Consider the following 15,741-nt stretch of genomic DNA (forward strand, 5'->3'; position numbering starts at 1 on the left):
ATAGTCCATTCCCACTGCCATATAAATAAAACAATGAACTTTCTCCTAATGTTAAAAAAGAACATCCCCGCCACGTGGGGATGTTCTTATTCTACCAAAACCTATTTCGTAGTTTCTGTCTTTTTCTGTCTACGGAACTTCATTAATGTTTCGTACGCGAGCGGTACAATGAGTAGTGTTAGGAGTGTAGAGCTCGCTAACCCTCCGATAACCGTAACTCCAAGACCTTTACTGATGATCGAACCACCTTCAAATCCAAGCGCCAGCGGAAGCAGGGCGCCGATTGTGGCAAGGGCTGTCATCAAGATTGGACGCAGCCTTGTCATTCCTGCATCGAGTAAAGCTTCGCGTGTAGAGAAGCCTTCTTTTTCTTTATAAATGACCCGGTCGATGAGAACGATCGCATTGGTTACGACAATTCCGATGAGCATCAATGCACCGATCATGGCTGAAATACTAAGCGTTTCTCCACTGATCAATAGTCCAAGAACCGCTCCGATTATGGTAAACGGTAAGGAGAATAGGATCGCTAGTGGCGCCAGTCCTCCGCCAAAGAAGACGACAAGGATCAAGTACACGATCGCGATCGCCGCGAGCATCGCTAATCCTAATTGGGAGAAGGACTCATTGATATCTTCCGCTACCCCGCCTTGAGTAATTTCAATACCGGACGGCGTGTCAATCTCCTGTACTTTTTCATTGACTTCTTGTGAAACGGCACCTACATCATCCACTGTAATCTCTGCACTGACACTTGCATACACGCGTCCATTTCTCCGTGTAATTGTATCAGCTGTTGTTCCCTCTTCGACTTCGACAAGTTCACTGATGGCGACTGTCTGACCCGTTGGGGAAGTAATTTCTTTACCTGTTAAGTCTTCAATTCCAGTAATATCTTCTTTCTCTACTTCGAGATAGACATTCAATTCCTCTCCATCCCGTTCAATCGTCGTAATCACAGGCTCCTGACGATTCTGCCCGAGCTCCATGCCGATTTGTGCAGCTGTAAGACCTAACTCACTCAGACGTTCATGGTCGGCTACGAGCGTGTACTCCTCGTAGGATTCGGAAAGGCTGGAATCGACGTTTCTCAGCTTCCCTTCATCTGCAAGAAGTTCTTCAACTTCAGCAACGACCGGCTTGATTTCTTCTGTATTATCTCCGTACACACGCAGTTCAAGACCACTGCTCGATCCTGCACCGGAGAAATCCTGACTCATCCATTCGCCTTTTTCCGTTTGTTCATTCAGGCTGTCTATGACGGCTTGCGTTTCTTCCGAAAATTCTTCGGTATCATCAGCATATTCCACGTAGAACATCGCCTGGTTGGAAGCGCCAGGGTTCATCGGGTTTTCGCCACCGACAGAGTATTGAACCGTTTCCGCTCCATCACGGTCCATAAAGAATTGCTGTGCATCTTCAGCAATACGTTCCACGTCTTCTGACGTCTGCCCCGGTTCTGGACTGAAGGTTGCAACGACCATCTTCTGCTCTTGTTCAGGAAGAAAACTTGTTCCTACAAGTGGAAGAAGAGCGATACTTCCGACAAGAACCAAGACAGCAATGATGCTTGAAATGATTTTATGATTCAGCGTACTATTTAGCACCTTTTTGTAAAAGAGAGCGAGTTTACCTGCCCCTTCTTCATGTGTACGGCCTTTTATTTTCGACTCTTTTAATAGAGAATGTGACAGCATAGGGACAATGGTAACGGCCACAAGTAAAGATGCTAACAAGGCGAAAACAACCGTTAATGCAAACGGCAAGAATATTTGACCGACTGTACCTTCAACAAGGCCCAGTGGTAGGAACACAGCGATCGTTACAAGCGTCGAAGAAAGGATCGGCATGAACATTTCTTTCGTCGATTCGCGGATCAGTGCTTTTCCTTTTAACTTCTCTTCCGATAAGGACATGCGCCGGTATATATTCTCGACCACGACAATGGAGTCATCCACCACACGTCCAATCGCAACCGTCATGGCTCCGAGGGTCATGATATTCAACGTGATATCCATCCAGTTCAAGAATAGAATGGCGATCAGTAAGGATAGTGGAATGGAAATGACTGAAATGAGTGTCGTCTTGATGTTACGTAAGAACAACAGGATGACGAGGACAGCGAAAATCCCACCAAACAACGCTTTATTAAGCATCGTACTGACCGACTCTTCAATCGGCTCGCCCTGGTCGAAGGAGTAAACGAATTCTACTCCATCCAGTTCTTCCTTAAAAGACTCTGTTTCTTCTTTTACAAGATTTACGACGTCAACCGTATTCGCTTCTTGAGATTTGACGATCTGCAAGGATATGGAATCTTCCCCATTCGTACGGGAGATGGATTCAGCTTCTCCAACGACCTCCACATCAGCAATTTCACCTAAGGTAACGGTCGGAATGCCGTCCATGGCAGGGATGTCACCACTCGCTTCTCCCTGTCCCTGGCCTCCTTGCTGCGCCTGTGGAGGGGTCTGACCCGCTCCTTGAGAAGGCATTTGTTGACCTGATTGAGCCCCTCCTGCAGATGGAATAGCCGGGATCTGCAATTCTCTTAATTCTTCTACACTTGTAAGGTTGCCATCGATGACGACAGATTTCTGCGTATCGTCAAACGTGTACAAACCTAATGGGAAGGATACATCCGACCCTTGAATGAAACTTGTGATGGTTTCTTGATCAAGACCCCGTTCATTCATTTCTTCTTCATCCAAATCGATTCGGACTTCTTCAAGCTGCTGGCCGGAAACTTGCACATCCGCGACACCTTCAAGCCCCTCAAGAGCTGGAACAACCTCTTCCTCTACTGTTGTCGTCAATTGTTCAAGAGACCCATCTCCATTGATGGCACTTAAGCTCACGACAGGAAAAGCATTGAAGTTCAAACGTGATACGGAAGGGTCTTCTGCTCCTTCTGGCAAAGTCACCTGACTGACGGCTTCTTGCAATTCATCCTCTGCTTCGTCTAAACTTTTATCAAAGCTATATTCCAACTGAAGCGAAGAAGCATTTTGAAATGAGGAAGAACTGACCGTTTTCACTCCACTCAAATTGCTCACTTGCTTTTCTAGTGGTTCTGATATTTGATCGGCCACCTCTTCTGGTGTAGCCCCTGGATACGTTGTTGTCACCGTAATGATCGGTGGTTCAATATCCGGTATCGTTTCAAGCTTCATATTCAATCCTGCATATAATCCTGCAGCGGTAATGAGGATTGTCATAAGCCAAATCGCAAATTTGTTATTCATCGAAAAATCGATGATTCTTTTCATACTCAACTCTCCCCTTTATTGACCAGTTAGTCACAACACTATAAAATATAAATGACCAACTGGTCAGAGGTCAAGAAAAAAATCATTAACTTCTCCAATTTTGAAGGAGCGACAACCATGGAACAAAAATCAATATATATTATCGAACAGTCCATCAAGCTATTTGCGAAAAAAGGATTCAGCTCTACTTCCGTGCAGGAAATCGCAAGTGCATGCGGAATATCCAAAGGGGCTTTTTACCTTCATTTCAAATCGAAAGATGCTTTGCTGTTAAACATATTCAATTATTATTATCAGCGGATCCAGACGCGTATTGACGAAATTCAAAAGCTCCATGCTGATGACCGCACGAAGTTCAAAAAACAATTGCAAGTCACATTTGAAGAACTAGCCGATCACCGCGAATTCATTATCATGCAAATCCGGGAACAAGCCATTCCCTTCAATGAAAATATCGAAGAGTTTCTCACCCAAATGCGGGTGAATTCCTACCTTTTCTACAAAGGTCACTTGCAAAACATCTACCAACATCGAGTGAATGAAGTCCTATGGGAGGTAAGCCTAATTTTGCAGGGAATGTTCAAAGGATATATGGATTTAATTATAATCGAAGGGGCTGATTTGGACCTTGAGTCCCTGGCGGAAGCGATGTTACGTAGGACAGACTACATTGTCGAAGGATTTGAAAAGAGTGGTGACCAACCAGTCATAACCGGAGAAATGATGCACCAGCTCCTACCTACTGACTTCTCTGGAGAAGAAAAAGAGCAATTGCTATCGAGTTTAGAGGAACTAGCTCATGAAGGGAACCAGGATATTAAAGATACCGTTCATGTTCTGACGGAAGAGATGAAGAGAGATCAGCCTCGCCCGGCGATTCTAAAAGGAATGATCGGAAACCTCGAAGGCACCTCCCATTTCACCATAACTATTGCTAGAATCAAACAGTTTTATCAATTATAAGAAATTCGTTCACCATCCTATGGATATAACAAAAGCTCAGGCGCGGCCTGAGCTTTTTTATTATACACGTTCTGCTTCTAGTACTTCATCGAGAATTGGATAGACAGCGTCTACTCCCTCTTCTGCTACTAAACAAGCTACACCAAGCGGGGTTTCCCAAAAGGAATCAGGAATATAAGGATTTTTAAGCCCTGCCGGCTGATAAAGCGAACGGTAGATCCGATTCAAATGTTGGCGTGTCTCTTCCGGATCCCTTTCTTTTTCACCCCGGGCAATTAAGAATACGTAGCGCATCGATTGAAACAGGTTGTCTCCTGGCATGAACGTATATTCCTTAAAGAATTTCAGCTGTTCCTGCGCTTTTTCCTTCAATCCCGATTGGACCGCAAGATCATCGAGATGCTGTTGCAAATGGTTATGCACTTGTTGGAAGACTCTCCGTTTTTCATCTTGCATGACTTTATCATTATAGATTTCCTGCAATTTTGTAAATGCGGTTTCTTTCGTCCATTCCACCTTGATCACCTCATTACTACATTCGACTTTTATTGCTAGGATTCCTTTTTAAAACCAAACTGTTCCGCTTCCATTTCCATCGCTGTATGAAGAAGAGGAAAATCAGCAGCATCGTCTTTTAAATGACGGGATAAATTCGGGACAAGTTTGTTCCATACCATTGGATTTGCTGCCATCGCTTGAAACAGAGCTACTTCATTATCTGTCCATTTTCTTAAGGACTGGATATAATGAAGCGTCATTTGGAAACCAGGGAGAAGCTGCTCGTCTCTCTTCCTTGCAAATTCCTCCAATGCTTCTTCTTTGGAGATTCCTTCATCCATTTTCAAGCATGCATCGGCCAATAAGAATGACTGCATAAAGGCATCATTGATTCCTAAACCTGTACTGGGATCTTTGCTGTGACCCGCGTCGCCGATTAATGCCCATCCATCCCCATAGGCCGTCCGGAAGAAGTTCGGCATACCGGGTGTTCCAATCATCTTTCCTTGAAGCCGGGCACCTTCCATTCGCTCTTTCATGCCATACATTTGATCAAACGTTTGTTTAAATGATTCTTCCGGATTCTTCATCATCGTTTTGAATTCCTCTGGATGGATTTCTATGCCCAGGCAGTCGCGGTTAGGCTCCATCGGAAACACAAAGCCGATACGTCCTTCATGAAGGAAGATCTCTGTGGCGGGTTCTGGTAACGGGGCTATTCCTTCAAAGTATCCATAAATGACCGGGCGTAATGGCTTCGTTTCTTCATATTTCTCTGCCCCTGTCCAATGAGCCATGTTCGAGTTCTTCCCGTCTGCCCCAACAATCAAATCAGCATAGACATCTTGCGAGTTCCCTTTTTCTATTAGATGGATGCCAACGACCTTCTCCTCTTCCCATATTAATTCTCTGGCCGATGTTTCGGGTTTGAAATGGACGGATGGGAAAGTAAGCGCTCGTTCAATCAACATGGAGTCGAGCTTGTCTCTTCTTGGTATGATCGTATAGGACGTCCTTGGTCCTTCAACGAAACTGCTTCCGATATAGGTCCTCATCCTCGTTACTTTTCTCAAACCCGACTCCTCGAGCTGCTCAAGCACGCCTAATTTTTCTAAGAATCCTGTGTGGGACATAAAATGGGTGGATAATGTATCACTCGGAAAACTGGCTTTATCAACAAGGAGGACCTTCTTCCCCATCTCTCCTAGTATAATAGCTAAACTTGCGCCGGCTACTCGTGCACCGACGATAATGACATCATAATGATGATTCATGATAGCACACACCTTCATGGATCGTTTACCTCCATCATAACTGGAGCACCATGAAAACTCTAGAGGCAGCTACGTTGGTTTTATTGTAGATAAGCTTCCGATTGTGGAACACTCAGTTTCGAGATGTTCCCGGGGTTCGTTGCCTGGTTGAGAGTTAGGGGTGGCTGGGAAGCAACTCGCTTTCCTGTGGAGGAGCGCCGAGCTTCCTCGGACTGCGTCCTGCGGGATCTCGCCTATCTCCTTCTCCCACGGGAGTCTCGCAGCTCCCCAACCACCCCATTCCATGTAAGGGAGAAACGAACCTCTATACCAAGTTGGACTGTCTCCCTACTATCCCATCGATAGAAGTATGAAGCGCTCTGTATCAAGCCTTTACGTACTCTGGAGCGGTTTATACGATTCGCTTTTTCAATCATAAATACCGATTATTGCGGAAGTGGTTTCGAGAATCTTCCATGGCAAAGGGGCGGAGGGGAATGGCGAGACTCCTGCGGGAACAGAGTGCTTGGTGAGACCCCGCAAGGCGTTAGCCTGAGGAGGCTCACCGCGCTCCCGCGGAAAGCGAGTCATTCCCCTCCGCCCCACCCACTTAACAAAAGTCTCGAAATCGAGTCTTACACAATACTGCCATTTACTTTAATAACCAATCAATCTATGAACATAAAAAAACTCCCGCGATGGGGAGTTTTGATTAGTAGGTGCGTTCTTCTTCAACTTCATGGTTTTGATCCATGATTTGAAGTTTACTCGGTTTGTTTTCTTTTGCGATTTCCTCTGCTTTCGCAACAGCAGTATCACGCTCATCATAAAGGTCTGTCGGAGCGACATCCTCGATTTTTACAAACCAACCGGTTACATCTTTATTAGGTACAACACTATATTGTTTCATGAACTTCACTCCTATCTCATAGACTTAATTAACCATTCCCACAGCAAGGAGGGTTCAAACGTATCGAAATTGTTTGACATTGAGAAAGGACGGCTTTATAATTTCAAACAAGTCAGAAAAATTGAATAAAAAACAACTCTTATCGAGAGCGGCAGAGGGACTAGGCCCTACGACGCCCGGCAACCTTCAAGGAAAACCCTTGAAAAGGTGCTACATCCTACAGATCACATGATCTGAAAGATAAGGGGAGGTATGAGATACATAAAGCCCTCTTCTTACTTACAGAAGAGGGCTTTTTCGTTTTTCTCTTCTAGAAAGTGGATGACCTAGAAAAAATCTGAGGAGGAACTTTTCTATGACTTTACCATTCCATACGTTCGGTCCTGAAACGAATTTGCTTCACGGTGGCCAAGAGCCTGATCCCGCTACAGGTTCTCGTGCTGTCCCGATTTATCAGACGACATCGTATGTTTTCAATGATACGGAACATGCTCAAAATCTTTTTTCGCTTGCGGAACCTGGCAATATTTATTCACGCATTGGAAACCCGACCGTCGATGTATTCGAACAACGAATGGCCCTTCTTGAAGACGGTGCCGCGGCGGTGGCGACAGCCTCAGGCATGTCGGCCATCACGATGGCCATACTGAATGTCGCTAAAGCCGGAGATGACATTGTCACTTCGACGAACCTTTATGGAGGGACCTACAATTTGTTTGTCCACACCCTCCCTCGTTATGGAATCAATGTCCATTTTGTAGAAGGAGAGGATCCCGAATCATTCGCCAAGGCGATCACTCCTCATACAAAAGCGATTTTTGCCGAAACCATCGGGAACCCGAGTTTGAATGTACTGGACATTGAAGCCATCGCAGATGTCGCGCATGACCACCATATTCCTTTCATCATCGATAACACATTCGCTACTCCGTATGTGTGCAGACCCATCGACTGGGGAGCAGATATCGTTGTGCACTCTGCCACGAAATGGATTGGTGGACACGGAACGGCCATTGGCGGTGTTGTCGTTGACAGTGGACGTTTTGACTGGAATGATGAGAAATTCCCAGGGTTCACAGAACCGGATGAAAGCTATAACGGGATCCGATTCGGGGTAGATGTAGGCCCTGCCGCTTTTGCCATAAAACTGCGCGTACAGCTGCTTCGAGATATTGGTGCCTGTCTAAGCCCACAGAACGCGTTCTTACTTTTGCAAGGTCTGGAAACTTTACACTTGCGTGTGAAAACACATGCGGATCAGGCATTAGAAATCGCTGAATACTTAAACCATCACGATGGTGTTGAATGGGTGAATTACCCGGGATTGAAAGACCACCCAACTTATTCTTTAGCGCAAAAATACTTCCACTACGGCCATGGATCCATTGTTGTCTTTGGAATTAAAGGAGGACGGGATGCAGGTCGCAAACTGATTGATCAAAGCACAATCTGGTCGCATGTAGCCAATGTCGGGGATGCCAAATCTTTAATCATCCATCCAGCCTCTACGACTCACCAGCAATTAAGCGACGAAAACTTGAGTAAATCTGGTGTAACAGAAGAACTTGTCCGCTTGTCTGTCGGGTTAGAGTCTGTAAAAGATTTAATTCAGGACCTGGACAACGCCATCTTCCATGCCACAGGATATAGGAAATCATATGGTAAGAGCAAGCATGTAGCAGAGCCTGTTTTATCCTCATCCCTTGACCGTTCGAACGGGGACTTGAGAAAAAGAGTGATCGGAATTGTAGGCACAAGTACTCTTCTTGTGGAGCAAAACAAATTGGAAAGGTTAGGGTTTGAAGTTCTTACCTTCTCTCACCTTGAGGACCTTCAAAAAGAAACGAATGTCAACTGGGATATCGTCTATGTTGAAGAAGCGAATGAGGATGTCTTGAACAGAGCAAAAGAAATAAAGCCGACACTACTCTGGTCAAGAAAACCAATCACTCACGAAGATGCAGCCATCATTTCCGGGGTTAGCCTTTATGAAGCTGTCGTGAATATCCGGTCAGGGAAAGATTTTTCCACTTCCCTCGTATCAGTCTAGTGAAAGAAAGGAGAATGAAAAGCATGTCATTAAGAAACCCCACCAGCCACCCACGAACCAATCAATCGATATCGATTGGCACTTTCACCTTCGAGTCTGGTGAAGTGCTTTCGGATGTCGAACTTGCCTACGAAAGATACGGGCCGACAAATGCTCCCGTCATTCTCGTATGCCACGCATTAACGGGCAACCAGCTCGCCGTCGGTTCAAGGGATGAACGTGGCTGGTGGGCCGGTTTGATTGGCGAAGACTGCCCAATCGATACCAATCGCTATCAAGTGATCACCTTCAATGTTCTAGGTGGATGTCACGGATCCACTGGCCCTGCGAGCATTAACCCGGACACAGGCAAACCATACCGTCAAACCTTTCCCAAAGTCACGATTAGGGATATGGTCCACGCTCAATATGAAGCTTTACAGCACTTAGGCATCACACATGTCCATGCGATCGCAGGCGGATCACTTGGAGGTATGCAGACGTACGAATGGGGACTTCTTTATCCTGACTTCATGAAAAAATTATTCATTCTCGCAGCCACACCTTACTTAAGTGATTACGGCATTGCTTTTAATCATATTGGTGCCAGAGCCATAAAGAGTGACCCTCATTTCCGAAATGGAGACTACCACTCAAATGAAGACCTAAGGGGATTTGAAATTGCGCGCATGACCGGGATGGTCACGTACCGAAGCAGCACCTTATTTGAGAAAAGGTTCGACCGTTCTTATCACGCGGATACCTCGTATGAAATCCAATCTTATTTGGATTACCAGGGCGATAAGATTAAAGAACGGTTTGATGCCAATAGCTATCTTTACCTTCTTGAGGCGATGAACAACCATGACATCGGACGCGGGAGAAACGGATGGCCTCAAGCAGCGAATCAATACAAAGCAGAGGTTCATACTTTCAGTTTCGAACATGACCTTCTTTATCCAGAAGCTTTGATCCAGCCATTCTCTACAGCCTGTAATAAAGGGAAGCATCACCACATTTCCACCGACTACGGTCATGATGGATTCCTCGTAGAGTTTGACCGTTGGGGTAAATGGGTGGAAGAACAACTAACCTAACTTCCTGGCGATGCTTTTCTACCTATAAAAAACAAAAACCGTTCCGTTTTTAATTCAAAACGGAACGGTTTTCTTGTTTATTGATCAAATGACTGACAGGAACTACTTTATACCCTTTAACGTACAGCTTTTCCAATAAGAGATCTACAGTTTCCACAGTAGAAAGTTGAAGATCATGAAGCAGAACAATTGAATCTTCTTCTACTTTTGAAAGAATATCTTCAGCCACCGCATCCGGTTTTAGTTCTTCCCACTTTTCGGAATAGATCGTCCACGGAACTACATAGCCTTCTTCTTGATAGTTAGCAGAAGGCAGATTTCCAAAAGGCAATCTCAATAAATCCACCTTCTGACCGGTCACTTGTTCCAGGATCGTTTGAGTAGATGAAATCTGTTGATTGACCCGCTCATCCGACAAGCGTCCCAAACGAGCATGATTCCACGTATGGTTACCGATTTCGTGCCCGCGTTCACTCACTTCCCGAGCTACTTCAGGATAGTAACCTACCCGTTTTCCAATCATGAAAAAAGAGGCTTTGGCTTCATACTTGTCTAGTACATCAAGGATTTTTCTGGTCACCTCAGGGTGAGGGCCATCATCGAAGGTTAAAGCCACTTCTTTCCCTTCGTGTAAATGGTTATCTAAAGAAAAGTCCTTGTAATGATCGTCGCTTCCCTGCCCCTCTAATATGGGCTCAGCTAATTCTTCAGGCACCTCTTTAAAGGCATCGGTATATTCTGAACGAAGCAGTTTGGATACTTTATCCCTCTCAATCATCACACGGATTGGTTCCTCATTAGCTGAATCATCTATAAAAACAAGGATACCTTCCCCCGTCAAAGCAACATCTTCGTAGAATTCAGGTCTAGCCTCAAGCTTATCCAGAAGCTTCGAGTTTTCTTCACCTGTATCTATCATTTTCTCTTTTGTCCAATCGTGAAGACGATCGACATAATAGATATCTTCCTTGAATAATTCTTCAAGCGACAAGGCTTTGCCTTTCTTCTTATCGAAATTCATGACGGTTTGATTGGTCACGACTCCGTCTTTCCCAAGGTCGATCGTTTCTATAAACCTCACAACAAAGAAACGTTCATTTTGATGAATCACTTCAAAATCAATGTGCAATTCATGCGACTGGCTTCCAGCACTTTTTTGTTTACTTTTATAGCTTTCTTGTTTGAACAAAGCTTTCTGCTGATTCACGTAATCTATAATGGTTTGGTCAATTTGGTTATTCGGTGTTTGTGGATAATGTGCGGTCATATGATACTCTTCAAATTCACTGATATCTGTTTCTATACTTACGTCATACATCGCCTGATTACCCGTCTTCTCTCCCGACTCTTCATTAGCATTTGCAATGAAAGAACAGCCGGACGCCGTCAACAAAACAAACAAAATGGTATATATAATCGGTTGTCTCATGCTCTTCCCTCTTTATCTCATAGTTACACAATCTATTGTAACACAAATGTAACAATGACTTAATCACTAAGTTATATTCAGTAAATTAAATTAATTCAACAAAGTCCTCTTTCAGAAATGCTCCCTATACTTGAAGACTCAGTTTCGAGACATTTGTTGTATGGATGGGGCGGAGGGGAATAGCTCGCTTTCCGCGGGAGCGCGGTGAGCCTCCTCGGACGGCGTCCTGTGGGGTCTCACCATGCATTTTTTCCTCTTTGATATCCGGTTCCGGCACCTAGCGGCTAGTAAGACTTCCCTCGCTTCTGTACGATAAGTCAACATCGAATCACTCCGTTCTTCGTGTTTCCTTTATCTCCGCCAGCTCAGTCCAGTCCATACGCCACTGAACGAGGCGCCTCCACACTTAAGATAGGAGTCTCGCCATTCCCCTCCGCCCCTTTACCAAATAAACTTCTCGAAACCACTTCCGAAAAAAGAAGGTTTTACTCCTGAGGAAAGTGAAGCAATATGGATTCTCCAACCGCTATTCTGAATGATAAAGCCTGTTATAGAGCGCTTTATGCTTATAACACCAGGATAGTGGAAGACATTCTCCCCCGGTGTAAGGGTTCGTTACCCACATACGACGAACGGGTTGGCTGGGAAGCTGTGAGACTCCCCCACAGAAAAGCGAGTAGCTTCCCAGCCAGCCCTGACGCTCATCCAAAGCAACGAACCCGAAAAACATCTCGAATCTGAGTCTTCAAGTATCCTGCCATTTAGCGAAATAAAAAAAGAACTTTCCAATAAGGAAAGTTCTAGATGTTGGTGCGGACGTCCCATAGTTCGGGGAAGAAACGGTGATCGAGGACTTTCTTTAAGTAGCCGACCCCTGAAGAGCCGCCTGTACCTTTTTTGTGACCGATGATCCGTTCCACGGTTTTCATGTGACGGAAGCGCCATTGCTGGAGGCTGTCTTCAATGTCAACAAGCTTCTCCCCTAATTGGTACAAATCCCAGTATTGTTCCACATCTTTATAGACATTCGTCCAGGCAGCTTCTACGCTGGAGTCTTTTTCATACAGCTGTGTGTAATCGCGGTCCAACAATTTTTCTGAAATCGGAAAACCGGAATCCGATAACTTCTCAATGGCAGCATCGTAAAGGCTTGGTGCACGATAAGCCGATTCAAGTCGATGGTGTAGATCGGGATCTTTTTCGTATATTTTTAACACGTGAGGGGTTTTATAACCCAGTGCAAATTCAATCATTCTGTACTGATAGGATTGGAAGCCGGAAGCTTGTCCTAGGTGATCACGGAACTCCATATATTCTGAAGGCGTCAATGTTGATAGGACATCCCACGCTTGGATGATCTGTTTCTGTATGCTCGATACCCGCGCCAGCATCTTAAAAGCCGCCTGCATGTGATCTTTTCTGATGGCTTCTATAGCTGCATGAAGTTCGTGTAAAGTCAGCTTCATCCACAGTTCACTGACTTGATGAATGATAATGAAAAGCATCTCATCATGATGAGAGGATAAACGATTTTGCGCAGAAAGCAGTTCATCCAAGTTCAAGTATTCACCATAGGTCATCCGGCTGGAAAAATCAGTATGGATATTCTCGTTGCTATCATTTTTATGATTGGTCACTGGTGTCCCTCCTTCAATCCAATACGCCACGTTCAGGAATGTTGGAAAAAGTCATCGGTAAGAATTCCGTATGTACCGTTCCCTCATACATAAGAAGCGTTCCTAAAACAGGGTGCTCTGCGTGCACATGGACACGAAAAGCTTGTTCCTCTTCATCATAATGTTCGTACACGCTGGTAGTCGGATTGGCCATAGACATAAGACCATCCACATTTATTGCTTTCGACTCCATATATAGTCCACCTTCAGCTGTGACATGGAGCTCCAGCTCGGTTTGGATGAGTCCTGTCTTTCCTAGATCATCCACGATGCAACCTTTCTCTTCATCAAACCGCATCGCTGCATCAAAACCCCGAATAGAGTAAGGGAAGAAAAATCTCCGAATCCAGCTGATCGTCTCACGTCCTCTTTCATCTACATAAATATAATTCTCAAGGGTGAACGGGACATCCTTTCCTCGTTCTGCAAAGACAAGGTGATCTTTTGTTCCCACCTGAAGGAAAGGACGCAGTAAAGGATGAGTCCCTCTGATCTCCGTCATTCTCCCTTGCCCAAGAATCATTAGATTTTGTTTACTTGTCAAACCGTACTTCTTTTGAAGCTCGGGATGAAGATGATGGAATTGCTCACCTAGTGCTCGATAAAAAATCGACTTCATGGAAAAACTCCTCCTAAATCAGGCTGCCATCCAATTTTATTTGTGGATGGTTATCAAATATTTACCCCGTGCCATTTATGTAACGTTCCATATTTAAACTGGGTAAATAAAAAAGGTATGAATGGATTCAAATCAGAATATGGTTTCATTTAGAAACCTATTTTCTTTGATGTATGTAATGGCATTATAGCATAAGTAACCGCTTCCCATTAAACATGCAACGAAATAAGACCTGCCTTTCAGCAGGTCTTTAAGCTTGTGTTTGAGGAATAGCAATGGTTCCATAAAAATGTTTTCCGCATTTCATTCGAAGAGTGCCAGGGGTGCAGACGTTTGTAACATGAGCCGCTCTGAGATTCAGTAAAGGCTACCCGCCCACGACTTTACTTGTGCATCCCGTCCTCCCCCCTGCAGAAACACAATTACATGACTTCTTCTGCGTAGTCACTTATGGAGTAGCCTTTTTGTTGTTTCATAAGCCATCCTTGTTTTTCGAGCTGGTTGAAAAGTTTTTGAATATGTTTTTCAGGCCAATTTGAGAGGATGCCAAACCATCGTGTTTCGTGTAAATGAAGCTTCCTCAGCTTGTTGGTTGCTTTCCCAGCAAGCACTTGTACCAAGGTATGGGCTGGATAATCTGTTCCGTAATAATAGATCAAGTCCAGCACCTGTTGAGTTTCTGCATACGTCAGCGTTCTCCCTTTGACGGTAATGATGATGTCATCCTCTTCATAACGAACCTCACTCAACTTATTTTTCAACTCTTCTAAAACATGGCTTGTCATCGGATATACATTTTCTGGAACAATTTTTTGCCAATCCCGTAGTTCTTTCAACATTCTTACGTCGTCGAGCTGAATTCCAGAAAGCCATATCAGCTCAGATTCAGACGTACGGTCCGGGATCCGACTCCGATTTAACTTATCGTACATGTAGAGAAGTGGGTGCGTTTCCATATCTTCTACTTTACGTTGATAACGTTGAATCTGTTTGACAAGATCTAAACTCTCATCGAGCGTTTTCCTGGCGACAGTCAACTGTTTTTTCAAACCCCTTAACTGAATCAGTTGATCAAGGAGGCGCTGGTTTTGTTCAGCGATCTCATTGAACTGTTTCTCAATGGTCATGACGCGCTTTGTGGCTCGATCTACATCGAATTCCTCTTCAAGAGCAACCCTGTCTTCATCGATATAATAATGCAGAGTATAATCGCATCGTTCACAAGAACAACAGATGCAGCGCTCCTTCGAAAGAAAGGTGAGAGATTTAGTATGTGAACAGCTCTCTCCCCTCCCCTCCAACCAATCTGCCGGTAAAGTGCGGAAAGGACGCATAACGATGCTGACTCTATGACGCCAATAAGCCACATCTTCCGGGTAATTAAGAACAGAAAGGAGAGCGGATTGGTTCATGACCTCAACCGCATCAATGACGTCCCTTTTTTCATGGAACAATCGTACAATCGGATGATTGTGAAAAGCAGCAGATATTCTATCAATCCAATCTTTGCGGTCGTTCTCACTTATATGTGATAAAAACAGATAGTCCTCAAGTACTTCCCCAACGTGTTCATAAAGTTGTTCCGCGGAGAGTTGAGTAAAATCTGTACTATATAAAAACTCTTCTTTTAAAGGTAGTCCATGATCTTCTGGCAAGGACCTCCATAAAAACAATTCTGGGCGCAACAAATGTGGATGAATCGTCTCTTCTTTTTCAAAAGAAACCGGTAGGACAGCTCTTCCTGACAACCCTAGGAAGGGGCGAATTTTCGCAACATCAAGAGATTTGTCGTTGATTTGATCCACGATTGCGTCGTTAAGCCTGGATAGTAACCCCCGTTCAGTTTTATGTCCGATCGACCGGATTTGTTTGTTCTTCTTTCCGATCGGTGCAAGTACTACATACGGGTATCGTTGATCCTGGTAAGCAATCCTGTTTGGCAGTCCCATAATGATTCCCCTTTGAATAAGGATTTACTACTATTATAGAAAAAGTATT

General features: G+C 44.5%; 11 protein-coding genes and 1 riboswitch. Of the genes, 3 read left to right on the plus strand and 8 right to left on the minus strand.

Annotation, left to right across the window (positions count from 1 at the left end; all coding sequences use genetic code 11):
• Positions 1–101 precede the first annotated feature (101 nt).
• Complete coding sequence (locus tag GLV98_RS09010; protein WP_160914193.1) at positions 102–3,269, minus strand: efflux RND transporter permease subunit; 3,168 nt, start codon at positions 3,267–3,269, stop codon at positions 102–104.
• 117 nt (positions 3,270–3,386) lie between these two features.
• Between GLV98_RS09010 and GLV98_RS09015 the strand changes: the two genes are divergently transcribed.
• Positions 3,387–4,232 (plus strand): TetR/AcrR family transcriptional regulator, encoded by an 846-nt coding sequence (locus GLV98_RS09015; RefSeq protein ID WP_160914195.1) that lies wholly within the window; start codon positions 3,387–3,389, stop codon positions 4,230–4,232.
• 60 nt (positions 4,233–4,292) lie between these two features.
• Here GLV98_RS09015 and GLV98_RS09020 read toward each other — a convergent pair whose 3' ends face one another.
• From GLV98_RS09020 to GLV98_RS09030, 3 genes are all read right to left on the minus strand, one after another.
• Positions 4,293–4,748 carry a hypothetical protein gene (locus GLV98_RS09020; RefSeq protein WP_160914197.1) on the minus strand — a complete coding sequence of 152 codons (456 nt, stop codon included), beginning with the start codon at positions 4,746–4,748 and terminating at the stop codon, positions 4,293–4,295.
• A gap of 35 nt (positions 4,749–4,783) precedes the next feature.
• Entirely contained in the window at positions 4,784–6,004 is a 1,221-nt protein-coding gene (locus GLV98_RS09025; protein WP_160914199.1) for an NAD(P)/FAD-dependent oxidoreductase, read from the minus strand.
• A gap of 691 nt (positions 6,005–6,695) precedes the next feature.
• Positions 6,696–6,893: a DUF2188 domain-containing protein gene (locus GLV98_RS09030; protein ID WP_146815073.1), complete on the minus strand. Its 198-nt coding sequence runs from the start codon at positions 6,891–6,893 to the stop codon at positions 6,696–6,698.
• A 136-nt stretch (positions 6,894–7,029) separates the two neighbouring features.
• Positions 7,030–7,140: riboswitch (SAM riboswitch) on the plus strand.
• Between the two features lie 108 nt (positions 7,141–7,248).
• Between GLV98_RS09030 and GLV98_RS09035 the strand changes: the two genes are divergently transcribed.
• Positions 7,249–8,943: an O-acetylhomoserine aminocarboxypropyltransferase/cysteine synthase family protein gene (locus tag GLV98_RS09035; RefSeq protein WP_160914201.1), complete on the plus strand. Its 1,695-nt coding sequence runs from the start codon at positions 7,249–7,251 to the stop codon at positions 8,941–8,943.
• A gap of 23 nt (positions 8,944–8,966) precedes the next feature.
• Positions 8,967–10,019 (plus strand): homoserine O-acetyltransferase MetX, encoded by a 1,053-nt coding sequence (gene metX, locus GLV98_RS09040; RefSeq protein ID WP_160914203.1) that lies wholly within the window; start codon positions 8,967–8,969, stop codon positions 10,017–10,019.
• A gap of 49 nt (positions 10,020–10,068) precedes the next feature.
• Here the strand turns inward: metX and GLV98_RS09045 are convergent, their stop codons facing one another.
• From GLV98_RS09045 to GLV98_RS09060, 4 genes are all read right to left on the minus strand, one after another.
• Positions 10,069–11,448 carry a polysaccharide deacetylase family protein gene (locus tag GLV98_RS09045; protein WP_160914205.1) on the minus strand — a complete coding sequence of 460 codons (1,380 nt, stop codon included), beginning with the start codon at positions 11,446–11,448 and terminating at the stop codon, positions 10,069–10,071.
• An 800-nt stretch (positions 11,449–12,248) separates the two neighbouring features.
• On the minus strand, positions 12,249–13,085 hold the full coding sequence (kynA, locus tag GLV98_RS09050; protein ID WP_160914208.1) for a tryptophan 2,3-dioxygenase: 837 nt from the start codon (positions 13,083–13,085) through the stop codon (positions 12,249–12,251).
• 13 nt (positions 13,086–13,098) lie between these two features.
• On the minus strand, positions 13,099–13,743 hold the full coding sequence (locus GLV98_RS09055; RefSeq protein WP_160914210.1) for a DUF4166 domain-containing protein: 645 nt from the start codon (positions 13,741–13,743) through the stop codon (positions 13,099–13,101).
• Between the two features lie 422 nt (positions 13,744–14,165).
• Positions 14,166–15,692, minus strand: a complete 1,527-nt coding sequence (locus GLV98_RS09060; protein ID WP_160914212.1) for an RQC-minor-2 family DNA-binding protein — start codon at positions 15,690–15,692, stop codon at positions 14,166–14,168.
• Positions 15,693–15,741: the final 49 nt, after the last annotated feature.

Source organism: Halobacillus litoralis (genome assembly GCF_009856415.1).
GTDB classification, from domain to species: domain Bacteria; phylum Bacillota; class Bacilli; order Bacillales; family Halobacillaceae; genus Halobacillus; species Halobacillus litoralis_C.

Excerpts from the sequence above, each read along its gene's own strand:
- GLV98_RS09010 (WP_160914193.1), bottom strand. The coding sequence starts at position 3,269 with ATGAAAAGAATCATCGATTTTTCGATGAATAACAAATTTGCGATTTGG.
- GLV98_RS09015 (WP_160914195.1), top strand. The coding sequence starts at position 3,387 with ATGGAACAAAAATCAATATATATTATCGAACAGTCCATCAAGCTATTT.
- GLV98_RS09025 (WP_160914199.1), bottom strand. The coding sequence starts at position 6,004 with ATGAATCATCATTATGATGTCATTATCGTCGGTGCACGAGTAGCCGGC.
- GLV98_RS09030 (WP_146815073.1), bottom strand. The coding sequence starts at position 6,893 with ATGAAACAATATAGTGTTGTACCTAATAAAGATGTAACCGGTTGGTTT.
- GLV98_RS09035 (WP_160914201.1), top strand. The coding sequence starts at position 7,249 with ATGACTTTACCATTCCATACGTTCGGTCCTGAAACGAATTTGCTTCAC.
- metX (WP_160914203.1), top strand. The coding sequence starts at position 8,967 with ATGTCATTAAGAAACCCCACCAGCCACCCACGAACCAATCAATCGATA.
- GLV98_RS09045 (WP_160914205.1), bottom strand. The coding sequence starts at position 11,448 with ATGAGACAACCGATTATATATACCATTTTGTTTGTTTTGTTGACGGCG.
- GLV98_RS09055 (WP_160914210.1), bottom strand. The coding sequence starts at position 13,743 with ATGAAGTCGATTTTTTATCGAGCACTAGGTGAGCAATTCCATCATCTT.
- GLV98_RS09060 (WP_160914212.1), bottom strand. The coding sequence starts at position 15,692 with ATGGGACTGCCAAACAGGATTGCTTACCAGGATCAACGATACCCGTAT.